The sequence below is a fragment of the Actinoplanes sp. NPDC048796 genome (assembly GCF_040650035.1).
Classification (GTDB): Bacteria; Actinomycetota; Actinomycetes; order Mycobacteriales; family Micromonosporaceae; genus Actinoplanes.
The window spans coordinates 272,383-295,619 of record NZ_JBEZGO010000009.1 but is presented as its reverse complement, the minus strand read 5'-3'; the positions used below and the strand labels follow the sequence as shown (position 1 = coordinate 295,619).

The window sequence follows — 23,237 nt, the reverse complement described above, 5'->3', positions numbered from 1 at the left end:
ATCATGGTCCAACGCTTTTTGTTCATCGGTGTCGGCGGTTCCGGCGGCGACACCCTGCGCTACCTGCATCAGGAGTTGCTGACCCGGCTCAACCGGATCGGCATCTCCGAGATGCCCACCGGATGGCAGTTCCTGCACATCGACGCGGCCGTGGTCAGCGAGGAGTCGCCCGAGCTGCCCGCCCTTCCCATCGCGTCCTACCGCTCGCTGGTCGCCCCGAACCTCACCTACGGCACGGTGACCCGGGCCCTCGAACGGCTCAACGACCCGGCCGCGCTCGAACGGGCCTGGCTGCCCGAGGCCCACGAGGTGCACGTCGCGGTGCAGCACGGCGCCGGCCAGTTCCGGGCGATCGGCCGGGCCCTCACGCTGTACGCGAAGGTGCGGATCCGCGACGCCGTCGCGGCCGCGGTGAACCGCCTGGAAGGCAACGACGCCGAGCTGAGCCTCACCCGCGTCCAGGAGGCGATGCGCGGCGAGACGGCCCGGGCCGCCAACGTCGCCCCGCCGGCCGTGGTCGTGGTGTCCTCGCTGGCCGGCGGCACCGGCGCCGGCGCCTTCCTGGACGTCTGCGACGTGCTGCACGACCTGGGCCGGCAGTGGGCGGCGGACTCCGCGGCCGTGCTCTACGCGCCGGACGTGTTCCACAGCCTGAGCCAGGACAAACGCCAGGGGGTCCAGGCGAACGCCCTGGCCGCCGTCTCCGAGCTCGCGGCCGCACACTGGAACACGATGGGCGACGGCGAGCGTGCCGACGGGCAACTGCTGCGCCGGCCGGGCGAGCCGGCCCGGCGCGGACCGGCCCGGTCGTTCCTGATCGGCTCGGGCAACGAGGTGCTGCCGTTCGAGGAGCAGAAGGAGGTGTTCGCGTCCGTCGCCCGGACACTGACCGCGTGGGCCATGAGCCCCTCGATCCAGCAGCAGTACCTCGCGTACGTCTGGGGCAACTGGCAGCAGGCCGCCACCGGCGCCGACCCGATGGGCCTGGTGCAGGGCAACGTGGAGGCGCCGTTCTCGTCCCTCGGCTACGCCAGCGTCGGCCTCGGCCGGGAGCTGTTCCACGTGTACGCGTCGCAGTGCGTCGGGCGCCTGGCGGCCGAGCGGCTGCTGTACGGCGCGGGCGGCGTCGCCGCCGACGACCCGGCGCACATCGACCGGGACACGCGCATCCAGCGCCGGTGGCCGAGCTTCCTGACAGCCCTGCAACTGGACAGCCCGGGCGAGCGGACCGCCGGCGCGTTCCTCGAGCGGCTGGCCCCGCCCCGGCGCGGCGCGGTGAGCAAGGAGTGCGACGCGATCCAGCAGCAGTACCGGGACAAGATGTACTCGCTGCCCGAGTGGCGGAGCATCCTGCGGGCCCGGATCGACGAACGGCGCGAGCGTTTCGTCAAGGAGCAGGAGGAGCAGATCGTCGAGAACGCGCACCAGTGGACGGCCGAGATCCAGAAGCGGCTGCTGCGCGAGGTCGAGGAGATCCTGCTGACCGACGGCCTCCCGGTGGCGCTGGGGCTCGTCGAACGGGTCGGGCGGCTGATCGACGACGACCTGATCCTGCGCCTGGAGGGGGAGGCCCTGCAGGACACCACGCGCGCCGAGCGGTACGGCGAGGAGATCAACGACGCCCTGGGCGAGGAGGCGCGGGGCATGTTCCGGCGCCGTACGAACACCTTCCCGGTCACCAGCCTGCGGGTGGACAACGCGCTCGCCGCCGGAGCCGAGGCGGCGTTCGGCCGGGCCGGCGACGCGCAGGCCCGCCGGACGGCCGCCGAGCTGCTGGGCGATCTGCGCCGCTATCTGCTCCAGCCGTTCGAGCGTGCCCTCGCCGACGGTCTGACGATGCTGCGCCGGGACGCCCTCAGCGTCCCCGGCGGCAAGGTGTCGATGATCGGCCAATGGCCTTCGGAGCCGTCGTACGCCGTACCGGCCTCTCTGCATCCGCGCCCCAACCAGTTCCTCGTCGACCCCGTCGCCAGCTACCCGGCCGAGCTGGCCCGGCTGCTGCAGGACACCGCGGCCAACGCCGAGGATCCCTACTACTTCGCGGTGAAGCAGGTGATCCTGGGCAGTGGCCCGATGGTCACCGGCCGGGCGGGCACCGACGCGGCCCGGTCGCTGATCGTCGCGTCCCGCAACTGGCAGCCCGAGCTGGCCCGGGTCTGGAGCGAGAACCGCCAGATGGAGCAGACGGCGGTCTTCGAGGTACGCATCACCGGCGAGGACCTCCTGACCCGCGCCCGGCGCTGGTGCGGCGACGACCAGATCGCCGTCGGCGCCTACATCCACCAGTCGCTGCAGGACGCGCTGGGCCGCAACACCCCGTCACTCGAGGAGCGGGAGCGGCTGGCCCGCTTCGAGTCCTCCTTCGCCTCGGCGATCCGCGCGTCGGCCCCGCTGGTCCGGCTCGATCCCGGATTCCAGGCGCTGGCCGGCGGTGAGAACGCGCCCGCGCAGCAACCACTGATCACGGCCATCCCGCTGGTCGAGGGCACCGAGGCCTACCGGACCGCGCTCAGCGTGCTGACCAACGTCGGCAACTTCCCGGCCGAGCTGGCCGCACGCCGGTTCGACGAGGCCGGACCGGCGGAGATCGAGATGACCACGTTCCTCGACCGGCCGTACCACCACGCCGCTTTCGAGTCGCTGACCCGGCCGATCCTGGAGGACTGGGAGGCGCACCGGCGGATCGGCCGGGAGTCGGTCTTCTCGCACTGGCGCCGCGCCCGGCCGCTGCCGGAGGCGGTGCCGGTCGACCCCGGCACCCGGCTGCGCATCGTCCGCGGTTTCTTCGTGGCCTTCGTCGACGACATCATCGAGGTGGACGCCCGGGGGCGCCGGGTCACTGTCAAGTACGGCGACAAGCTCGCGTTCCCGGAGCCCCTGCTCGGCCCGCCCGTGTCCCCGAGCGACCCGTTCGACTGCCTCGCCGCGCTGCTGGAGTCGATGTCGCTGGCGCTCGTCGCCGCCACCAACAACGACGAGCCGCTGATGGCCTACCGGGTGCTGACCATGCTGGGCGACAACGCCGGCACCGCCTCGAGCACGGCCCAGCAGGACTTCCGGACCCTGCTCGGCGAGGCGGAGCAGAGGTACCCGCTGGAGAGCCCGGTGCGCCGCGAACGCGCCTGGGAGATCCGCCGTGACATCCACCGCGCCCTCGGCAGCCTGATCCGGCCCGCGGAGGGACGATGACCACGCCACCCGGCAGCGACGTCGCCGTGATCCTCGCCGTGACGCCGGACGACGGCGAGATCGTCCGGGTGGTCGAGGACTGGACCGCCGCCGGCCTGCTGCGCACCTCGCTCCTGGTCACCGACGACGTGCTGAACGGCCCGGTGCCGGCCTTCGACGAGCTCCCGGTGCGGCGGATCTCGCCGTCCGGGACCGTGGAGGAGAAGCTGCTGGACAGCATCGGCACCCGCACGCTGCGGCTGGTGCGGTTCGTGGCGGTCCGGCCCGTACCGGCCGAGCCTGAGCCCGGCGGCGGCGACAAGCTCAACGAGATCCTCGAGGTGATCGCGCCGAGCCTGTCGTACCGGACCCGGCTGATCCGGGTCAACCTCGTCGTCCCGCGCGGCGGCCCGGCGCTGCCGGTGCCCGCGCTGCTGGAACCCCGGTGGGACGTCAACGTCGTCGTCTCGGCGGAGGACCGGCCGCACGACGACGCCATAGATTTCAAGGTGACCCGGGCCGCCGCGTTCCCGCCGCACGCGGCGCTCGCCTGCGCGACGGCGGGCGGGCTCTGGGAGCATCAGCCCGCCGCGCCGTTCGACACCGCCGACGCGACCCGGGTCGCCGGGAATCACCGCCGCATCGTGGTGGCCCGCAGCACGGTGCGGCTGGTCGACAACCGCGATCTGAGCGAGCGGGTGATCAACAAGGTGGTGCGGGCCGACACCACGGCGCTGCTCGACCCCGAGCTCGTCGACCGCGGCGACCGTCTGGTCCGCAGCTCCGCGCGGACCGTCGAGGCGGTGGCGACGGCCTTCCGGCAGAACATCGGCGAGCACCCGTTCGACTTCCACCCGCTCCCCGAGCCCGAACGGGAGCCGCGCCGGCCGCGGCGCACCGGATCGGCCGTGACCCGCGCCTTCCGGCAGCTCGTGCGGCGCCGGACGGAGGCGATCAGCGTACCGACCCGCGATCTGACCGAGCCGGTCGTCGAGTGGCTGACGAAGTCGCGGCCCGACATCACCGATCAGGCCGACTCGTGGAACCTCACCCAGCTTCCGCCCACGCCGTGGCGGGTCCACGAGATCGCCCTGTCCGCTCCGGACCTGCTGCCCAAGCGGGCGCCGGCGCCCGCGTTCGCCTGGCGGCCGCTGCGGCAGATGTGCTTCGGCCTGATCGATGCCGGCGAGCAGCCCGACGAGGTTCAGGCGGTCGTCGGGGGACGGCGGCCGGTGGTGTCGAACGCACGCTGGATCGTGCCCTCGCCGGTCGAGACGTTCGAGTTCAAGGAAGAAGAGATCAAGGCGCTCAGCGCGGTCGGCCGGCGCTGCGGCGACGTACGCGCCACCGACCTGAACGCCTCCCGGCACGTGCGCCGCCGGCTGGCCGAGGCGGTCGGCAAGGCCGAGACCACGGGCGACGAACCGCCGGAGACGGCCCAGAGCCGGCTCGCCGTGCTGCGGGCCTGCCAGGCCCGGTTCGTCGAATGGGACGACCGGGAACGGGCGCAGTCGCTCATCGGCCTTCTGAGCGAGCACGTCAGCAAGCAACTGGGGATCGCTCGCAAGGACCTCGACCGGCGGGCCGCGCAGTACAACGGGACCAACACCGAGCGGCGGCGTCTGCAGGGCGAGCTGAACAAGTCGTTCGCCGAGGTACGCAAGAACCGGTGGGTGGGCCCGTCGGCCGGCGTGCTGTCGGCCGCCGCCGTGGCCTGCGCCCTGCTGTTCCCGCTGGGTGTCGCCGGCGTGGTGGCCCTGCTGGCGCTGATCGCGGCCGGCTGGTGGGGCGGGCGGATGGCCGGATACCTCGCCCGGGAGGTACGCCTGGAGAACGAGCTCGCCGCCGTCGAGGAGCAGCGGCGGGCCATCGTCGCGGCGGTGGAGCGCTGGCCCACCGAAGCGGACCGGCTCGCCTCGGTCTACGACGTCCTGACCGACTGGGGCGAGATCATCGGCTGGATGGCGCACAAGCCGTTCGGCCGGGGCGAAGAACCCGAGACCAAGCTCGGGCTCGACACGGGGCAGCTGCCGCAGGCCTTCCAGTTCAGCGTCGCGGACGACGACGCGACCGTCGACCGGGTCATCCAGCACACCCTGCGGGACACCTTCGGCCGGGGCTGGCTGATGCACCTGTACGTGGCGGTCATGGAGCGCGCCATGGGCGGCACACTGGACGCCGAGAGCACCGAGAACAACCCCGACTACGCGCCGGCGGTGGTCAGCCCGGAGGACGACCCGACCGCGACCGGGCCGGCCGGGCACGCGCCGGCCTCCGAGCCGTTCGGTGAGTACGCCGACGTCTACCAGAACTCGGGGGCCTTCAACGCCCGGACCCGGCTGATCGGGCACTTCCGGGCCAGCCGCTGCGGTGCCGAGGCCCGGCGGATGACGAGCTCCCGCATCCGCGAGGGGATCCGGCGGGTGCCGGTCACGGAACTGGCCGAGAAGGTGACGGTCCACCGGGACGGAGAGCAGACGGAGGTGGTGCCGATGACCGAGTTCCTTCAGGGCGCGCTGCCCCGGCCGAACGGCGACCTGGTGTGCCCGCAGCTGGCCGCGTCCACCTTCACCCTCGAGGGCAAGATGCGCGAACGGGCCAGCGTGGAGCAGGTCCAGCTCTGGAAACCGGAGACGGTGCCGGTCCCCGGGGACGAGAACCCGGACAGTCGCGTCGTGGTCGTCCCGGACGTCAGCACGGCGGCCGGCAGCGGGGCCGGCGGCCATCTGCTCCAGGTGACCCGGCTCGACCTGTCACCCGACTGCGAGCCCGGCGACATCGTGCTCTTCGCGTCCCCGGACCAGCCCTGAGGGCGCACCACCTAGGCGTGGAACACCTGGTCACCGTACGCGATGCCGTCCGGGGTCCAGGTGATCCGCCCGGCGCACGGGCCGAAGTCCCTGGCCGCGTTCCGCAAAGGCGGCTGGGCCAGACCTTTGCCCAACACCTCTCACGTCGTGTGCGCTGTGACCGATCTGCGTCTGTGCTGGAAGGTGCACTGGTGCGAGCGGGAGGACACAGACTTGTTGGATCAGACGGCTGCCATGGACGAGATGCTGGCTGAGCTCACGAGCCAGGTCGAGGCGTACGAGCGTGGGTCGGCCACGGCGCAGTACAGCCCGGACGGGCGGATTCTGCGGGCCAACGAGGCCTTCGCCGAGCTGGTGGGTTTCGGGGTGGATGAGCTCGTGGGTACCGAGCACCGGTCGTTCGTGTCGCCCGAGGTGGCCGGGTCGGTGGACTACGCCGAACTGTGGGAGCGGCTGCGGTCCGGCAGTGACCTCGTGGCGGAGTTCCGGCTGGTCTGGCAGGGCACCGGGGACCGGTGGATCCGGTCCAGCTGGGTGCCGGTGAAGAACCGCGCCGGGCAGGTGGTCAAGGTGATCGAGCACGCTCTCGACGTGACCGAGGGCAAGCGGGCCACGGCCGACGCGCAGGGCAAGATTCAGGCGATCTCGCGGTCCCAGGCGGTGATCGAGTTCGACCTCGACGGGCACGTCCTGGACGCGAACGAGAACTTCCTGGCCGTGGTCGGGTACCGGGCGGACGAGGTGATCGGGCGGCACCACCGGATGTTCATGTCGGCCGAGACGGCGGAGTCGGCCGAGTACGCCGAGTTCTGGCGGCGCCTGCGGCAGGGCGAGTTCGTCTCCGGCGAGTTCCACCGCTACGGCAAGGACGGGCGGGACGTCTGGCTCCAGGCCACGTACAACCCGATCCTCGGTCTTGACGGCAAGCCGTGGAAGGTGGTCAAGTTCGCCAGCGACGTGACCGAGGCCAAGGCCCGCAACGCCGACTTCGAGGGCAAGGTCACCGCGATCCGGCGGTCCCAGGCGGTGATCGAGTTCGATCTCGCGGGCACCGTGCTGGAGGCCAACGACATGTTTTTGGAGCTGATGGGCTACCGCCTGGAGGAGATCCGCGGGCGGCACCACCGGATGTTCGTCGCCGACGACGAGGCGGCCGGCCCGGAGTACCGGTCCTTCTGGGAGATGCTGGCGCGCGGGGAGTTCCACTCCGCCGAGTACCGGCGCATCGCCAAGGACGGCAGCGAGGTGTGGATCCGGGCGACGTACAACCCGATCCTCGACGCCGACGGCAAGCCGGTGAAGGTGGTCAAGTTCGCCAACGACGTCACCGCCGAGAAGCGGCGCAACGCCGAGTTCGCCGGGCGGCTGGCCGCGATCGGCCGGTCCCAGGCGGTGATCGAGTTCGACCTGGACGGGCGGATCGTCACGGCGAACGAGAACTTCCTGACCACGGTCGGGTACACGCTGGAGGAGATCGTCGGCCGGCACCACTCGATGTTCTGCACCGACGAGTACGCCGCCTCCGGCGAGTACCGGGATCTGTGGGCCGGGCTACGCGCCGGTGAGTTCCGTTCCGGCCGGTTCCACCGGCTCGGCAAGGACGGCCGGGACGTCTGGATCCAGTCCAGCTACAACCCGATCCTGGACCTGTCCGGGCGGCCGGTGAAGGTCATCAAGTACGCCTACGACGTCACCGAGCAGGTCCGGCTGGAACAGCGGCTGAGCGTGCCGGCGTAGCGGCTTCCCACAGCCGTACGCGGTCGCGGCCCGACCGTTTGGCCTCGTAGAGGGCCTGGTCGGCGCGTTCGACGAGCATGCTGTCGGTGCCGTGTCGGCTGGTGGCGACGCCGAGGGAAGCGGTGACGGACACGGGTCCGGTGGTCAGGCGCACCGGTTGGGCGGCGACCTGCCGCCGGATCCGTTCGGCGACGCCGGTCGCTTCCGCTTCGGGCGTGTCCGGCAGGAGCACGACGAACTCCTCGCCACCCCACCGGGCCACCAGGTCGCCCGGGCGGAGGGCGGCCGCGATCCGGGCCGCCGCTTCGCGCAGCACCACGTCGCCCTGGAGATGGCCGTACGTGTCGTTGACACTCTTGAAATGGTCGAGGTCGACGACGAGCAGGGCGGCCGGATGCAGGGCGCCGCCGGCCTGCCGGGCGGCCAGTTCCTCCGTGAAGTACCGCCGGTTGTGCAGGCCGGTGAGGCTGTCGGTGACGGCGAGCCGTTGCTGTTCCTCGACGGCCTGGCGTAGCTGCTCGGCGAGGGCCGTACGGTCGGCGGTGAACAGGTACTGCCGGAAGAGCACGCCGATGAACAGGACGCCGCTGATCGCCAGGGTGGTGGTGTCGACGTTGCCGGTGCGCGCCTTCTGCGAGGCCAGCAGGGTGAACACCGCGGCGCTGGAGAGCAGTACGGGCGTGAGGTTCAGGCCACGGTCGAAGGAACGGGGCTCGGCGGGCGGCTCGGGCTGGCGGATCGCCACGATAGCGGCGACGAAGTTGCACACGATTCCCACCGAGAAGGCGGCGTCGAGCCAGCCGCCGCTGTCGTACTCGGTGTTGACGCTGACATAGGTGTACGCGAGGTCGCAGACCGCGTTGATCCCGCAGGAGATCCCGACCAGGCGTACGGCCAGCGGAATGCGGGTGTGCCCGCCGGCGCCGATGATGAGCACGCAGCAGATCATGGCGGTGTCCAGCACCGGGTAGGTGAGGTTGATCAGGTCGGTGAGGTTCAGGTCGGCCGACAGCTGGGGCCGGATCACGGTGTGCCAGGCCGCCGCGCCCACACCGAGCACGATGATGGCGGTGTCGACCAGGCCGCGCAGGCGCCGGAGCGCGCTGGCGCCGCCGAAGCCGACCAGGACGGCGACCAGCGTCACCGCCGAGGCGGTCAGATAGCCGACGTCCGCGAGCAGCGGCTGGGTGAAGTCATCGCCGGCCAGGTAGTCGTAGCCCGACCACACGCCTTCGCCGAGCAGCTGGGCCGTGTAGGCGATGGTGAGCAGGGACCAGAACGTCCGGTGCCTTCCGGTGAGCCGCCGGGCGGCGACCAGGGCCACGGCGACACTGCCGGCCAGGGGTACGAGATAGAGGATGTCGCCGACGAACAGGCGCCCGGACTCCGAGTCCTTGGTCGCGGCGATGAGAACGAAGTAGCCCACCAGCCACGTGGCGGCCAGGAGGACCCACCGGCGGCAGACACGATCGGGGAAGGTGCGAGACATCGCTAGCCTGATCGGACGCCGGGTCCCCCACCTGAGGGGTTGAGGCTCAGCTCGGCCGGTAAGGTCGGTGGTGGTGTGCCGGGAAGTCTGGTCGGCGGTGGAGTGACCCGACCCCGCGAAAGGGACTTTCTGTGACACGATCGCCCAATCCTTCCCCCCGTATTCTCGGCCGTGGCTCGTGGCCGGAAGCGCGGCGGATCGCCGACATCCTGCGTAAGGAGACGATCGGGGGCGCTCTGCTGCTGGCCGGCGCGGTGGTCGCGCTGATCTGGGCGAACTCGCCGTGGGCGGGGGGCTACGAGGCGCTGCTGGACTTCACCGTGGGCCCGGCGGCTCTGCACCTCGATCTGTCGCTGAGCAAGTGGGCGGCCGACGGGCTGTTGGCGATCTTCTTCTTCGTGGCCGGGCTGGAGCTCAAACGCGAGTTCGTCGCGGGCGATCTGCGCGATCCGCGGCGGGCGGCGGTGCCGGTGGCGGCGGCGTTCGGCGGCGTCGCGGTGCCCGCTTTGATTTACGTGCTGGTCAACGCGGGGGGAGCCACCGAGGGGTGGGCGGTCCCGACGGCCACCGACATCGCGTTCGCGCTGGCCGTGCTCGCGGTCGTGGGACGGTGCCTGCCGTCGGCGTTGCGTACCTTCCTGCTCACCTTGGCCGTGGTGGACGATCTGCTGGCGATCGTGATCATCGCGATCTTCTACACCGATCACCTGTCGGTGTGGCCGTTGCTGGGCATGCTGGTGCCGCTGGCGCTGTTCACGGTGCTGGTGCAGCGCCGGGTCCGGGCGTGGTGGCTGCTGTTGCCGCTGGCCTTCGCCACCTGGGCGCTGATGCACGCCTCCGGGGTGCACGCCACCGTGGCCGGGGTGCTGCTCGGCTTCGCCGTGCCGGTGCTGCGCCGCGACGGCGGCGACGGGCCGGGACTGGCCGAGCACTTCGAGCACCGTTTCCGGCCGTTGTCGGCCGGCGTCGCGGTGCCGATCTTCGCGTTGATGTCGGCCGGGGTGGCGATCGGCGGGTTCGGCGGCCTGTCCTCGGCGCTGACCGATCCGGTGGCGGTCGGTGTCATGGCCGGCCTGGTCCTCGGTAAACCGATCGGCATCGTGGCCGCGACGTGGCTGACGGCTCGCTTCACCCGGGCGCGGATCGACGCGGGCCTGGCCTGGATCGACGTGATGGGCCTGGCCGTCCTGGCGGGTATCGGCTTCACCGTCTCCCTGCTCATCGGGGAGCTGGCCTTCGGCGCCGGCACCGAGCGCGACGCCCACGTGAAGGTGGCCGTGCTGGCCGGTTCACTCGCCGCGGCCCTGCTCGCGACGGTGATCCTGCGGATGCGCAACCGCACCTACCGCCGGATCTACGAGGCCGAGCGGGTCGACCGCGACCGCGACGATGTTCCCGACGTCTACCAGAACTGAGGAGGCGGACCGCCGCGGCCGCTGATCACCCGATGTTGACGCCGGGCGTCGACATCGGCCCGATGTGCGCGGTGGCCCGCGAGCCTAGCGTCGCGGTCATGAATCTTCGGCTCGCCGTCGTCCTGGGACTCCTCGGGCTGGTCCGCCCCGTCCTGAGCATCGTCGGGGCGTACGACTCCGGTCCGCTCGCCAAGCCGGTCGGCCCCTTGCTGATCACCGGGCTGATCGCCGTGGTCTGGGTGATGGCCGCTGTGGTGCGCCGGGTGCCGAACCCGGTGGCCACCCTCGCCCTGGCCGGCGTGGCCTACGCGGTGGCGGCCATCCTGCTGAACTGGTCGCTGCAGCCCTTCCTGGCGTCGGCCGAGACGATCCCGCTGCCGGGGTACGCCGGGATGCTGATCTTCAACGCGCTGCAGGGAGCGGTGCTCGGCGGCCTGGCCTGGCTGGTGTCGCGGGCGATGGCGGGCCGAGCCGGGGACCGTGCGCAGGGGTGAGCCGGCACTATCCTGCGGTCATGGTCTGGGGGCGACGACGGGTCGACGCCGTGCTGGGGTCCGCCACGGCGGCGATCGTCGCCACGGCCGTCACCGCGAACGTCCGCGGCGACGGAACCCCTCCGGTCGCGTACGTGTTCGCCGTCGGGTTCGGCGCCCTCATGCTGGTCCGCCGGCCGTACCCGGTGCTCACCCTGACGGCGTCCGGGCTGGGCCTGCTCGGCTACTACGCCATCGGGTTGCCGCCGATCGGGCTCGCGTTGCCGGTCGGCGCGGCCCTGTACTCGGCGGCCGAGGCCGGGAAGCTGCGCTGGGCGGTGACCGCGGCGGCCACCCTGGTCGTGGTCTCGTCGGTGGCGCGCAGCTTCGGTGGGGAGGCGCCCGGCTACCTGTACGCCTACGAGCTGCCGACCACGGTGGCGGTGATGGCGGCCGCGATCCTGCTGGGTGATGTGGTCCGTACCCGGCGGTTGTGGCGCGCCGAGGTGGCCGCCGGCCTCGCCCGGGAGGCCGGCCGGCGGGCCCAGGAGGAGCGGCTGGCGCTGGCCCGCGACCTGCACGACGTGCTGGGACACACGGTCTCGGTGGTCACGCTGCACGCCGACGTCGCGGCCGAGGCGCTCGACGACAACCATCCGGACGCCGCCCGGCAGGCGATCCGGCGGATCCGGCAGGCGAGCGCCGGGGCCGGCCGGGAGCTGCGCGGCACGCTGGCCGCCCTCCGCGACCGGCCGCCCACGGCGGAAACGCCCGGTGACGCGCCGATCGGCGCGCTGGCCCGGCTCGACGAACTGATCGCCGGCGCGCCGGTCGAGGTGGTGGTCGAGGGTGACGTCCGGCCGCTGCCGCAGGTGGTGGACGCCACGGCGTACCGCATCGTCCAGGAGGCCCTGACCAACGCCCGCCGTCACGCGGCCGGCCGGGCCGTGCGGCTCTCGATCTCCTACACGCCCGGCGCGGTGGCCCTGCGGATAGTCAACGAGGTCGCCGGCACCACCACGGCCGGCGCCGGGCACGGGCTGAACGGCATGCGGGAACGGGCCACCCTGCTCGGCGGCACGTTGCGGGCCGGCGCCGCCCCCGACGGCACGTTTCTGGTCACCGCCACCCTGCCCGCCGAGCCGGCCGGATGACCGTCCGCGTCCTTCTCGCCGACGACCAGGAGCTGGTCCGGGCCGGCCTCCGCGCGCTGATCGAACGCGACCCGGAGCTCAGCGTCGTGGGGGAGGCCGCCGACGGCGCCGAGGCGGTGGCGCTGGCCGCCGCCGAGCGGCCGGACGTGGTGCTCATGGACCTGCGCATGCCACGGGTCGACGGGATCGAGGCGACCCGCCGCATCGTCGCCGACCCGGCACTGGCGGCGGTGCGGGTGGTGGCGCTGACCACCTATGGGACTGACGAGCACGTGTTCGCCGCCATCCGGGCCGGTGCGGCCGGTTTCCTGCTCAAGGACTGCGGCCCGGAGGAACTGCGCCGCGCGGTCCGCGTCGTGGCCGCCGGCGAGGCCCTGCTCTCGCCCACGGTGACCCAGCGGGTGATGGACGCCGCCGTCGGCGCGGGCCCGGCCGGGGTGGACACCACGCCGCTGGCGGCCCTGACCGACCGCGAACGCGACGTGCTGGTCGAGGTGGCACACGGCCGGGCCAACAACGAGATCGCCGAGTCACTGCACCTGAGCCAGGCGACCGTACGCACCTACGTCAGCCGCCTGCTCACCAAGCTGGCCGTCCGTGACCGCGCCCAACTGGTCGTGGTCGCCTACCGCACCGGCCTGGTCCGGCCACGCTGACGCCTGCCGTCAGGTGACCAGGCCGTGGCGGTAGGCGTAGACGACGGCCTGGACGCGGTCGCGGAGGCCGAGCTTGGTGAGGATGCGGGAGACGTACGTCTTGACCGTCTCGTGGCTGATCACCATGGTGGCGGCTATCTCGCTGTTGGACAGGCCGTCGGCGAGCAGGCGCAGCACCTGAAGTTCGCGGGCGCTCAGTGGCACGTCGCCCGGTGCCGCGTCGCCCGGCGGGCGGATCCGGGCCGCGTACCGGCCGACCAGCTGGCGGGTCACCTCGGGGGCGAGCAGCGCGGCGCCCGCCGCGACCGTGCGGATGCCGTGCAGCAGCTGGGCCGGTGGGGCGTCCTTGAGCAGGAAGCCGCTGGCGCCGGCGCGCAGCGCGCGGTAGACGTACTCGTCGATGTTGAACGTCGTCACGACCAGCACCTTCACCGGGTGGGCGACGTCCGCGCCGGCCAGCTGGGCGGTGGCCTGGATGCCGTCGAGGCCGGGCATCCGGACGTCCATCACCACCACGTCCGGGTTGCGCTCGCGGGCGAGGCGGACCGCCGCGTGGCCGTCGCCGCACTCGCCGACCACCTCGAGGTCGGGCTGGGCGCCGATGATGGTGGCGAAGCCGGTGCGGATCAGCGGCTGGTCGTCGCAGACCAGGACCCGGATCACGACGTGGCCCCGACCGGGATCCGGGCCGTCACCACGAATCCGCCGCCGGGCTCGGGGCCGGCGGCGAAGTCGCCGCCGAGGGTGCCGACCCGGTCGTGCAGGCCGCGGAGCCCGCGCCCGCCGCCGGCGGGGGCCGTCGTGCCGACCCCGGAGCCGTCGGTGCTGACCCGCACGTCGACCTCCTCGGGGCCGTAGCGGACCGCGACCGTGGTCCGCGCGCCGTGGTCGTACTTCAGCGCGTTCGTCAGCGCCTCCTGCGCCACCCGGTAGATCGTGGCCTCGGCGCCGCCGGGGGTGCCCTGCTCGAGAAGTTCCACCGGCTGGCCGGCCCGGCGGGTCTGCTCGACCAGCGCCCGCAGCTCGCCGCCGTGCCCGGGGTTCAGGACGTCGAGCAGATGCCGCAGGTCGGTGATCGCCTGCCGCCCGGTGTCGCTGACGGCGGCCAGCGTCTCGTCGAGGCGGTCCGGCGCCGCGGTCAGGTAACGCGCGGCCTCGGTCTGCACCACCATCGCGGTCACGTGGTGGGTCACCACATCGTGCAGTTCGCGGGCGATCCGGGTTCGTTCGGCCGCGCGCGCCGCCTCTTCGGCGTGCCGGGTGCGTTCGGTCTCGGCGAGCCGGTTGACGCGCAGGGCCGAGCCGATGCCCCAGAAGGCCGCCAGCGACACGTAGAACAGCACCACGTCGGCCGCCCCCACCCGGCCGATCCGGTCCAGCGCGGCCATCAGCACGGCGAATCCGGCCGACGCGGCGACCATGGTGGCCCGCCGGCGGCGCTGCGCGTGCGCGCCCGCGCTGACCAGGGCGACGGCCAGTGCGGTGCCGCCGACCGTGTGATAGCCGAGGAGCTGGTCGAACGTGAACCCGGCGAACACGAGGGCCAGCGCGGCGGTGGGCCACCGCCGGCGTACCGCCAGCGGCAGGCACTCGACGGCCACCACCAGCACACCCACCAGGCCGAACGGCCGCTCGGGGACGAGGTCGGCCAGCCGGGTGCCGTGCTGGTGCCAGGCGGGCACGAGGGCGATGGCGGTGAGGGACACGGCGAGGGGCAGGTCGCGGACCGTGACATCCAGCCGGCGGGGGCTCATCACTCGGCGAGTGTAGGGACGGTAGGGACGGCGACCAACCGCACGAGAAAGCGCATGCCGGAAAACTACGGAGCCGTACGCTCGAAATCGTCACCGGGGAGTGGACAGTTCGCTGTAGCTCGGGTGGGGGACACGCGCATGAGTGACCCAGGTCACAGCCGCGACCGCACCGAGGGGGATGAGACTGACGTCTTGCTTGGTGTGAGACGAATTCTGGACGAGGCCGAACTCGTCCGCCGCACCGCCGCCGGTGACCGGCGCGCCTTCGACGAGCTGTACCGGCGGACGTCGCCGTGGCTTCTCGCCCGGCTGCGCCGCCGCTGCGCCGACGACGACGTGGTCGCGGACGTCATGCAGGAGACCTACCTCGCCGTCTGGCGGGCCGCGGGCAGCTTCGCCGGGCAGGCCACCTCGGGCAGCGCGGCCGGCTGGCTCTGGACGATCGCGGCCCACCGCCTGGTCGACGCGTTCCGCCGGCGGGCCCGCCAGGCGCAGCTGCCGGCCGTGCCGCTGGCCGAGACGGTCGCCCCGGCCGCCGAGGACGAGGTGCTGGCGGGCTGGGTCGGCCACGAGCTGGAGCAGGCGCTGCTCGAGCTGCCGCCGGAGGCCCGCGAGGTCCTGCGCGCCATGGTGCTCGACGGATTCTCGGTGCGCGAGACGTCCGTCCTGCTGGGCGTGCCCGAGAACACCGTCAAGTCCCGGGCCCGGCGGGCCCGGATCGCCCTGCGGGAGGCCCTCTCATGACCCATCCGAGCCTGGCCGTGATCGCCCGCTACGCCGACCGGGAGGCCGCCCTCGACGAGGTCACCGCCTGGTCGGTCGAGGTGCACCTGGAGAGCTGCGCCGACTGCCGGTCGCTGATGGCCGGTTACGCCACCGACGACACGCGGGCACTGCTCGACCGGATCGCCGTCGGCGTCGACCGGGGGATCGCGACCGGACCGGCTCCCGCCCCGCGACGGCGCTGGGCGCCGGCCCGCCACCGCTGGCTGGTCTGGCACCTGGTCCCGTGGCTCACCATGACGGTGGCGGTGCTGGCCTGCGCCGCGCTGCTCCAGGCGGTGCAGCCGGCCTTCCCGTCGCTGGTGGCCCTGCTGGCGCCGGTGGCGCCGTTGCCCGGGGTGGCGGTGGCGTGGAGCCGCCGGCACGACCCGGCCTGGGAGCTGATCGCCGGCACGCCCCGGTCCGGGCTGGCCATGCTGTTGCGGCGGACCGCGGCGGTGCTGTCCGTGGTCGTGCCGGCTCTCGCCCTGGCCAGCAGCCACACCGGCGTCTCGCTGGCCGTAACCCTGCTGCCCTGCCTGGCCTTCACGGCCGCCACGATCGCTGTGGGCGCGTACGCGGGGGTGCGCCGGGCCGCCGTCGTACTCGGCGCCGCTTGGACGCTGGCCGTGATCCTGCCGACCGTGGTGACCGCCGACATGCCCGTGGTGCTTCAGCCCGGCAGCTCCCTCGGCTGGGTGCTGCTGACCCTCGCCCTGTGCGGCTTCGCCGCGATCCAGGCCCCGACCTTCCGCCGGCTGTCCAGCCGTAACTGATTCGCTGAGGAGCAACGACATGCGTACGGTGAGCGCGGCCGAGACGGCCCCCACCCTCCACCCCTGGGCCATTCACACCGAGGACCTTCGGGTACGCGCGGGCCGGCACCTCGCCGTCAACGGGCTCGACCTGACCCTCGGCACCGGCGTGCACGGCCTGCTCGGCCCGAACGGCGCCGGCAAGACCACCCTGATGCGCGCGCTGGCCACCGTGCTGAAGCCGGCCGGCGGGCGGCTGCGGCTGCTCGGCGAGCCGGTCGACGGCCGGGCCGACCTGCGTCAGGTCCGCCGCCGGCTGGGATATCTGCCGCAGCAGTTCGGTTTCTATCCCCGGTTCACGCTGCGCGAGTTCGTCGAGTACATGGCCTGGCTCAAGGAGATGCCGAAGACCGCGATCCCCGGTGCCACGCAGCGGGCCATCGAACGGGTCGGCCTCGAGGCCAAGGCCGGCGCCCGGATGAAGACCCTGTCCGGCGGCATGCTCCGCCGGGCCGGCATCGCGCAGGCCATCGTCAACGACCCGGCCGTGCTGCTGCTCGACGAGCCCACCGTCGGCCTCGACCCCGAGCAGCGTCTCGACTTCCGCGAGCTGCTGCGCGACGTGGGGGTGGACAGCTGCGTGCTGGTCTCCACCCACCTGGTCGAGGACGTGGTGGCCGCCTGCACCGACGTGGTGCTGGTCAACGAGGGCCGGCTGGTCCACCAGGGCACGCCGGACGACCTGATCGCCCAAGGCGGCCCGGGCGACCCGGGTGACAGCCCGGCCGAACGCGGCTATTCGGCGCTGCTGCGCCGCGACCGGGCGGTGAGCGCCCGGTGAGCCACGTCTTCGGCATCGAGCTGCGCCGCTCGGCGGCGCTCGGATCGGCCCTGGCCCTGGCCGTGGTCGGCATTCTGCTGCTGGTTCTGGACGCCGGGGCGGGCTTCGGTACCGGGTGGATGCAGCTGGCCATGACGCAGCGGCTCTTCCTGGCCGTGCTGTGGCCGCTGGCGCTGGCCGCCGGCGCCTGGCAGGGCCGCCGCGAGCACCGCACGCGGGTCGGTGAGCTGCTGGCCAGCACCCCGCGCCCGGCGGCGCAGCGGGTGCTGCCCACCCTGGGCGCGATGGCGGTCGGGGTGGTCGCCGGCTACCTGCTGATGGGGGTCGCCGGCGGGCTGTGGATCGCCCGGAGCGCCGAGTACTTCCCGGCCCGGTTCTTCGTCGTCACCGCCGTGGGCGGGCTGGCGCTGGTCGCGGCGGTCTGGGCCGGGGTGGCGGTCGGCCGCCTCCTGCCGTGGCGGGGTGTGGCGCCGGCGCTCGGCCTGGCCGGCCTCGGGCTGCTGCTGACCATCCCGGCCATGACCCGGCCGCGCGGCTGGCTGGCCCTGGTCTTCTCGCCGATCTACGAGATGAACATGCCCGGTTCGTACGCCGATGTGCCGTCCCGGGTCAGCGGGGCGCAGGCCGTCTGGCTGGCCGCGCTGGCCGGCGCGGCCGTGGTCCTGCTCACGTCCACCGGCTGGCGGGCCCGTACGGCGGCGCTGCTGCCCCTCGCGGCCGGGGCGGTGCTGGCCATCGTCGTGATGCCGCACCAGAACCGGATCGTCACCGACGCGGTCGACCCGGTCGCCCAGGAGCTCGTCTGCACCGACGGCACACCCCGGGTATGCGTGGCCCGGGTTCACGCCGGGCGGATCGACGATGTCGCCGGTCCGGCCCGCGAGGGCCTGAAGGTGCTGGCGAAGCTTCCCGGCGCCCCGACCGGGGTGAACGAGAACACCACGACCTACCGGGCGGAGACGTACCCGGAGTTCCGGGCGGACACCGTGCTGATCAGCGTGGGGGCCGGCGAGGACCGGGCCGAGGTCTTCGACGACGTGGTGAGCGGGGCGTTCGACGGCCCGCCCGCGTGCGAGAACGGCCCGGCGCCGGCCGAACGCCTGGCGGCCGCGCACTGGCTGCTGGGCACGAAGCCGGCGATCGACGGGTACGAGGCGGACTACCTCGGCGAGGCGGTGCGGCTCTGGCAGGGACTGCGGCAACTGCCCGAGACCGAGGCGGTGGCCCGCGTTCAGGCGGTGCGCCAGGCCGCGGTGACGTGCACGGCCGCCGAGGGACTGCTGACCGGGGGCAGGCAATGAGATGGCTCGCGCTGTACCTGCGCTCCCGGCGGGTTCCGGTGGCGGTCGCCGCGGCCGTCGCCTGCTTCCTCGGACTGTGGGCGCTCGGGCTGGCGCTCGCCGACACCCCCGAGATGGGCGAGCAGATGGTCGTCCTGACCGTCATGCTGCTGATCGTCTGCCTGACGGCGACCTTCGGCGGCCCCGACGACGAGCTGGAACGCACCGCCGCGTTCGCGTGGCTGCCGCGCCGGGCGGCCCATCTGCTCGCGGCCGGCCTGCTCGTGACGGTGCTGCTGCTGGCCACGCTGGCGACCGGGGCCCGGTTCGGCCCGGCCGAGCTGGTGGCCCGGGACACGGCCGGGCTGCTCGGCCTGACCGCCCTGGGCGCCGCGACGCTCGGCACCGCCCGCGCCTGGTTCCTGCCGCTGGTCTGGACGATGGCCGCGGTTCTGTTCCCCCGCTCGGCGCCGGTCGCCGGTGAGGTCCTGACCTGGCCGGCGCAGCCACCGTCGAGCACTGCCGCGACCGTGACGGCGGTGCTGTTCGCGCTGGGCGGCCTGGTCGCCTACGCGGCCCGCGGTCCGGCCCCGCGGTCACCGGCCGAGGCCGCCCAGCAGTGAGGCTCAGGCGCCGGCGTCGATCCGTACCCGGCTCAGCCATCCCGGGTAGTCGCTGAGGACGTACAGCTCGCCGTCGACGTCGGTGCCGAAGGCGGTCGGCTGGGTGGGGAAGGTGCCGATCGTGGCGGACTCGTAGCCTCCGCCGGGCTTGGGGCGCACCGCGAACGCGAGGGTCGAGCAGTAGTCGCTCGCGATGTAGGTGCCCCGGGCCTCGGGGGTGCGGGATCCCCGGTACACCACGCCGCCGGTCACCGAGCAGCTCTCGGTCATGTAGTGCTCGTACTCGAAGACCGGGTCGACGTACCGTACGCCGGCCTTGCACTGCTCCTGGTCGAAGACCGGAGTGCCCTCCTTGCAGGACCAGCCGAGGTTGGATCCGCCCTGCCAGGGGCGGATGTGGTCGATCTCCTCGACCAGGCCCTGGCCGACGTCGCCGATCCACAGCGAGTTGTCGACGTCGATGGAAAAGCGCCACGGGTTGCGCAGCCCGTACAGCCAGATCTCGGGCCGGGCGCCCGGCTTCCGCACGAACGGGTTGCCGGCGGGCACGCAGTAGGGTTTCGGCCCGCAGGCGCGGTTGACGTCGATCCGCACGATCTTGCCGAGCAGGGTGCCGAGGTCCTGGCCGGACTTGAACGGGTCGTTGGCGTGGCCGCCGTCGCCGGTGGACCAGTAGAGGAGTCCGTCGCGGCCGAAGGCCACCTGGCCGCCGTTGTGGTTGCCGTACTCGGCGTGCTCCTGGGTGAGCAGGACCTGGCGCCGCTCCGGGGCGCCGAGGGGCAGCCGGGCCAGGGTGAGGGTGCCGGAGGGCAGGCTGGTGTACGACACGTACAGCATCCCGGTCCGCGTGAAGTCCGGCGCGGGCGTGATGCCGAGCAGGCCGCGCTCGTTGTCCGACATGTCGACCTGGGCCGTCAGATCGAGCACCGGGTCGGGCGCCAGGCCGGTGTCGGGATGGTAGGCGCGGACGGTGCCCGCCTTCTCGGCGATCAGCATCCGGCCGTCGGGCAGCCCGGTGATCGCGATCGGGCGCCGCAGGCCGGAGGCCACCTGCTCGGACGTCACGGTCAGCTCGGCGAGGGGCGCCGGGCGGGTGCGCGACACGGCGGCCGCGGACGGGACCAGTACGAGCAGACCGGCCAGCAGGGTGACCATGCGCGACATGTTCGACTCCTAACCGATTGGGAGCGCTCCCACGTTACATTGAGAATCGTCAATATTTCAAGGGCGGGCTACGATCGGCGGCCTGACGTCACGGATGACAGGGGACCTTGGTGAGCACCGACAGCCCGGACATTTCTGAGCGCCTCGATGTGACCAGGCCGCACCCGGCGCGCCGGTACGACTACTGGCTCGGCGGCAAGGACAACTTCCAGGCCGACCGGGACGCCGCCGAGGCGATCGCGGCCGTCTTCCCGCACATCCGCACCGCGGCCCGCGAGAACCGCGCGTTCATGCAGCGGGCGGTGCGCTTCCTGACGGCCGAGGCGGGCGTCCGGCAGTTCCTCGACATCGGTACCGGCCTGCCCACCAACGAGAACGTGCACGACGTCGCGCAGGGCATCGCGCCCGAGTCACGGATCGTCTACGTCGACAACGATCCGCTGGTGCTCGTGCACGCGCGGGCCCTGCTGACCAGCTCCCGCGAGGGCGCCACGGCCTACATCGACGCCGACGCCCGAAACCCGGAGAAGATCCTGTCCGACCCGGCCCTGCGCGACACGCTGGACTTCTCCCAGCCGGTCGCGCTGCTGCTGGTGGCGCTGCTGCACTTCGTCGAGGAGCACGAGAACCCGTACGACATCGTCAAGCAGTTGGTCTCGGCCCTGCCGGCCGGTAGCTATCTCGTGCTGTCGCACGCCACCTTCGACCCGCTCGACGAGGCGACGATCGCGGCCATGAACGCGGTGAACAAGAACATCAAGCCGGTGTTCTCGCCGCGCTCGCTGGCCGCCGTCACCCGCTTCTTCGACGGCCTCGACCTGCTGGAACCGGGGATCGTCTCGGTCTCCGACTGGCGGCCGGGTCCCGGCCCCCGGCCCACGCCGGCCGAGGCCACCGGGTACGGGGCGGTCGCGCGGACGAGGTGACTACCCGGCCGCGTCGTCGTAACGGCGGCGCAGCTCGGTCATCTCGTCCGGGGTCAGCGCCTCCTTCTGGGCCAGTTCGGCGTACGGGCCGGGGAACATCTGGCGCAGCCGGTCGACGAAGCGGACGTCCTCGGTGGCCTCGACCGGCTGGATGCCGGGCGGGTCGGTGGCCATGTCGACGATCACCGGGCCGGCCAGCTTGACCGCCACGTCCCAGGGGCTCTTCCGTTCGGCCACCCCGCAGAGGTGGAAGCCGTAGACCGTACGGACCTCGGCCAGTTCCGTGGCTCCGGCGGGCTCGAAGCCGTACAGGTGAACCCCGCAGATCACCGGCGCGGTCCCCGGTGTGGTGGCGTGGCCGGCGTGGTGGTGCTGACCGGGGTCGGACTTCTCGAGCGTGACGCGCATCCGGTCGGTGATCTGCGTGCGCAGATCGGGCGGCTCGGCCTCCGAGCCGGGCGAGTGGACCAGGGCGGCCGCGCCGGCCGAAACCGCGAGCAGGATCGCCGCCACCCCGGTGTAACGGTTGCGGTACCAGTGCGAAGACATGTCGGCCCTTCACCGGCCCGGGCCGCCGACGGCCCGGGCCGGAGTCGATCAGGTGAAGTTCACGTCGCTGCACCACATGTAGGCCTGGTCGAGGTGCGAGGCCTGCCAGATGACGAAGACGATGTGGTGCCCGGTGTAGCCGGACGTCGAGACGTTGAACGAGATGTTCTGCGCCGGGGCGTACCGGCCGGTCTGCGTGATGAAGTCGAGGTTGCCCCAGCCGAGGCGCTGGGTGGCCGGGTTGAACCCCTGCTTGCTCACGTAGACGCGGAAGTAGTCGGCGCCGTGACTGGCCTGGTCGTACAGCTGGACGGCGAAGTTGCGGCCGAGGTTGGTCTGCCGCCAGGCGCCGGGCTGGTTGAGGCTGTCGTTGCGGGCCAGGCCGTTGCTGCAGAGCTGGCCGTCCGGCGTACGGGCCTGGAACTGCCCGCCCAGGCCGTCCCGGAGCGCGCTCATCCAGTTCCACATGGTGTCCGGGTTGGCCTGGAAGGCCTGCCAGCACATGGGGTCCTGCTGTTGCATGGCCGGGTTCATGTGCTGGCTGCCCCAGGCCTGCCAGCACTGGTAGGCGCGGGTGGCCGGGCTCACGATCGTGCCGTGTGCCTGGGCTGTGCCGGCCCAGGACAGCGTGCTGATCAGCGTGGCGAGAACCACGGCGAGCACCCGGAGGGGATGACGGGGGTTCGCGGGTGGACGCACGGTATGCCTCCATTCGTCGGTGATCGGATGATGGGAGCGCTCCCAATGAGAGTTGCACCAAACTGTCCAAATATCAACCGACGTCTATGCCATGTGTATCTCCTCATCCGTTCGGCTAGCGCATGGTCGTCTGAAGGGATAGGTTGGCCGAGGCGGCGGGGACCGCACGTTCGGCAGGAGACCCTGATGAAGGTTTCGGCTGTCTCAGCACACCGCACCCATATCGACGTCGACCGCGACCAGGCCAGTGCTCTGATCACCACGTTCGCGACCACCCCGGCCGGTGATCCGGCGCGCGGGCGGCTACGCCAGAGAGTCATCGAGGCGTGGCTTCCGCTCGCTCAACACCTCTCGCGCCGCTACGTCGGCCGTGGTGAACCCACCGACGATCTGGTGCAGGTCGCGCTCGTCGGCCTGATCAAAGCGGTCGACCGGTACGACATCTCGCACGGCACCGACTTCGCCGCGTTCGCCATCCCCACCATCCTCGGCGAGATCAAGCGACATTTCCGCGACCGGTCGTGGGCCATCCGAGTGCCCCGCCGGTTGCAGGAACTACGGATCGCCATCAGCGCCGCCAACGGCACGCTGACCCACGACCTGGGGCGGCCCCCGACGGTCGCCGACGTCGCCGCTCACCTGGGCGTGAGCGAGGAGGACGTGCTGGAGGGACTGGAGGGAGCCCGGGCCTACAGCACCACCAGCCTGTCGACCCCGGTCGGGGAGGACCACTCCCAGGAGCTGGCCGACACCATCGGAACCGAGGACCACGGCTACGAACTGGCCGAGCTGCGGATCGCCCTCGGCCCGGCCCTGGCCAGCCTGGACGAGCGCGAACAACAGCTGCTGTCGCTGCGCTTCTACGGCAACCGCACCCAGGCCGAGATCGCCGAGCAGATCGGCGTCTCCCAGATGCACGTCTCCCGCCTGCTGGCCAAGTCCCTCACCAAGCTGCGCCTGCTGCTCGACGGCTGAGCCACAC

Annotated in this window: 21 protein-coding genes; 14 read left to right on the top strand and 7 right to left on the bottom strand. The window is 72.4% G+C overall.

Going from position 1 to position 23,237, the window contains the following annotated elements; translation table 11 throughout:
• Nucleotides 1-3 precede the first annotated feature (3 nt).
• Both AB0C26_RS32625 and AB0C26_RS32620 read left to right on the top strand, forming a co-directional pair.
• A complete protein-coding gene (locus AB0C26_RS32625; protein WP_360255346.1) occupies nt 4-3,189 on the top strand; it encodes a tubulin-like doman-containing protein in 3,186 nt (1,061 codons plus the stop codon).
• Nucleotides 3,186-5,978, top strand: coding sequence for a hypothetical protein (locus tag AB0C26_RS32620; protein ID WP_360255343.1), 2,793 nt, complete (start codon nt 3,186-3,188; stop codon nt 5,976-5,978). Before AB0C26_RS32625 ends, AB0C26_RS32620 begins: the two co-directional genes overlap by 4 nt.
• An 11-nt stretch (nt 5,979-5,989) precedes the next feature.
• Here the strand turns inward: AB0C26_RS32620 and AB0C26_RS32615 are convergent, their stop codons facing one another.
• Nucleotides 5,990-6,115, bottom strand: a complete 126-nt coding sequence (locus tag AB0C26_RS32615) for a hypothetical protein (RefSeq protein ID WP_360255341.1) — start codon at nt 6,113-6,115, stop codon at nt 5,990-5,992.
• Nucleotides 6,116-6,191: 76 nt separating this feature from the next.
• On the opposite strand from AB0C26_RS32615, the gene AB0C26_RS32610 reads away from it, so the two are divergent.
• Entirely contained in the window at nt 6,192-7,715 is a 1,524-nt protein-coding gene (locus tag AB0C26_RS32610) for a PAS domain S-box protein (protein ID WP_360255338.1), read from the top strand.
• Here the strand turns inward: AB0C26_RS32610 and AB0C26_RS32605 are convergent.
• Nucleotides 7,669-9,204 (bottom strand): GGDEF domain-containing protein, encoded by a 1,536-nt coding sequence (locus tag AB0C26_RS32605; protein ID WP_360255336.1) that lies wholly within the window; start codon nt 9,202-9,204, stop codon nt 7,669-7,671. The two genes, AB0C26_RS32610 and AB0C26_RS32605, sit on opposite strands and share 47 nt — an antisense overlap.
• Nucleotides 9,205-9,335: 131 nt before the next feature.
• On the opposite strand from AB0C26_RS32605, the gene nhaA reads away from it, so the two are divergent.
• From nhaA to AB0C26_RS32585, 4 genes are all read left to right on the top strand, one after another.
• Complete coding sequence (gene nhaA, locus AB0C26_RS32600) at nt 9,336-10,619, top strand: Na+/H+ antiporter NhaA (RefSeq protein WP_360255334.1); 1,284 nt, start codon at nt 9,336-9,338, stop codon at nt 10,617-10,619.
• Nucleotides 10,620-10,717: 98 nt separating this feature from the next.
• Nucleotides 10,718-11,113, top strand: coding sequence for a hypothetical protein (locus AB0C26_RS32595; RefSeq protein ID WP_360255332.1), 396 nt, complete (start codon nt 10,718-10,720; stop codon nt 11,111-11,113).
• A gap of 20 nt (nt 11,114-11,133) precedes the next feature.
• Complete coding sequence (locus AB0C26_RS32590) at nt 11,134-12,246, top strand: histidine kinase (protein WP_360255330.1); 1,113 nt, start codon at nt 11,134-11,136, stop codon at nt 12,244-12,246.
• Nucleotides 12,243-12,902, top strand: a complete 660-nt coding sequence (locus tag AB0C26_RS32585; RefSeq protein ID WP_360255327.1) for a response regulator transcription factor — start codon at nt 12,243-12,245, stop codon at nt 12,900-12,902. The genes AB0C26_RS32590 and AB0C26_RS32585 overlap by 4 nt, the downstream gene beginning before the upstream one ends.
• Nucleotides 12,903-12,911: 9 nt before the next feature.
• On the opposite strand, the gene AB0C26_RS32580 is transcribed toward AB0C26_RS32585, so the two are convergent.
• Nucleotides 12,912-13,565 (bottom strand): response regulator transcription factor, encoded by a 654-nt coding sequence (locus tag AB0C26_RS32580; protein WP_360255324.1) that lies wholly within the window; start codon nt 13,563-13,565, stop codon nt 12,912-12,914.
• Entirely contained in the window at nt 13,562-14,656 is a 1,095-nt protein-coding gene (locus AB0C26_RS32575) for a histidine kinase (protein WP_360255515.1), read from the bottom strand. Before AB0C26_RS32575 ends, AB0C26_RS32580 begins: the two co-directional genes overlap by 4 nt.
• Nucleotides 14,657-14,866: 210 nt before the next feature.
• Between AB0C26_RS32575 and AB0C26_RS32570 the strand changes: the two genes are divergently transcribed.
• Genes AB0C26_RS32570 through AB0C26_RS32550 form a run of 5 tightly spaced genes read left to right on the top strand, consistent with a single transcriptional unit; the run spans nt 14,867 to nt 18,917 of the window.
• Nucleotides 14,867-15,400, top strand: a complete 534-nt coding sequence (locus AB0C26_RS32570; RefSeq protein WP_360255513.1) for an RNA polymerase sigma factor — start codon at nt 14,867-14,869, stop codon at nt 15,398-15,400.
• Complete coding sequence (locus tag AB0C26_RS32565) at nt 15,397-16,194, top strand: hypothetical protein (RefSeq protein WP_360255322.1); 798 nt, start codon at nt 15,397-15,399, stop codon at nt 16,192-16,194. The genes AB0C26_RS32570 and AB0C26_RS32565 overlap by 4 nt, the downstream gene beginning before the upstream one ends.
• 19 nt (nt 16,195-16,213) lie before the next feature.
• A complete protein-coding gene (locus AB0C26_RS32560) occupies nt 16,214-17,014 on the top strand; it encodes an ABC transporter ATP-binding protein (RefSeq protein WP_360255320.1) in 801 nt (266 codons plus the stop codon).
• Nucleotides 17,011-18,315 carry a hypothetical protein gene (locus tag AB0C26_RS32555; protein ID WP_360255317.1) on the top strand — a complete coding sequence of 435 codons (1,305 nt, stop codon included), beginning with the start codon at nt 17,011-17,013 and terminating at the stop codon, nt 18,313-18,315. Before AB0C26_RS32560 ends, AB0C26_RS32555 begins: the two co-directional genes overlap by 4 nt.
• Nucleotides 18,312-18,917, top strand: coding sequence for a hypothetical protein (locus tag AB0C26_RS32550; protein ID WP_360255315.1), 606 nt, complete (start codon nt 18,312-18,314; stop codon nt 18,915-18,917). Before AB0C26_RS32555 ends, AB0C26_RS32550 begins: the two co-directional genes overlap by 4 nt.
• Nucleotides 18,918-18,920: 3 nt before the next feature.
• Here the strand turns inward: AB0C26_RS32550 and AB0C26_RS32545 are convergent, their stop codons facing one another.
• Nucleotides 18,921-20,081 (bottom strand): PQQ-dependent sugar dehydrogenase, encoded by a 1,161-nt coding sequence (locus tag AB0C26_RS32545; protein WP_360255313.1) that lies wholly within the window; start codon nt 20,079-20,081, stop codon nt 18,921-18,923.
• Nucleotides 20,082-20,191: 110 nt separating this feature from the next.
• On the opposite strand from AB0C26_RS32545, the gene AB0C26_RS32540 reads away from it, so the two are divergent.
• Nucleotides 20,192-21,007: an SAM-dependent methyltransferase gene (locus tag AB0C26_RS32540; protein WP_360255311.1), complete on the top strand. Its 816-nt coding sequence runs from the start codon at nt 20,192-20,194 to the stop codon at nt 21,005-21,007.
• Here AB0C26_RS32540 and AB0C26_RS32535 read toward each other — a convergent pair whose 3' ends face one another.
• Together AB0C26_RS32535 and AB0C26_RS32530 are read right to left on the bottom strand one after the other, a co-directional pair.
• The gene (locus AB0C26_RS32535) at nt 21,008-21,556 is read right to left on the bottom strand and encodes a hypothetical protein (protein WP_360255308.1); all 549 of its coding nucleotides are present in this window, start codon (nt 21,554-21,556) and stop codon (nt 21,008-21,010) included.
• Nucleotides 21,557-21,604: 48 nt separating this feature from the next.
• Nucleotides 21,605-22,255 carry a lytic polysaccharide monooxygenase gene (locus tag AB0C26_RS32530; protein ID WP_360255306.1) on the bottom strand — a complete coding sequence of 217 codons (651 nt, stop codon included), beginning with the start codon at nt 22,253-22,255 and terminating at the stop codon, nt 21,605-21,607.
• 186 nt (nt 22,256-22,441) lie between these two features.
• Here AB0C26_RS32530 and AB0C26_RS32525 point away from each other — a divergent pair, with 186 nt between their 5' ends.
• On the top strand, nt 22,442-23,230 hold the full coding sequence (locus AB0C26_RS32525; RefSeq protein ID WP_360255304.1) for a SigB/SigF/SigG family RNA polymerase sigma factor: 789 nt from the start codon (nt 22,442-22,444) through the stop codon (nt 23,228-23,230).
• The last annotated feature ends 7 nt before the right edge of the window (nt 23,231-23,237 follow it).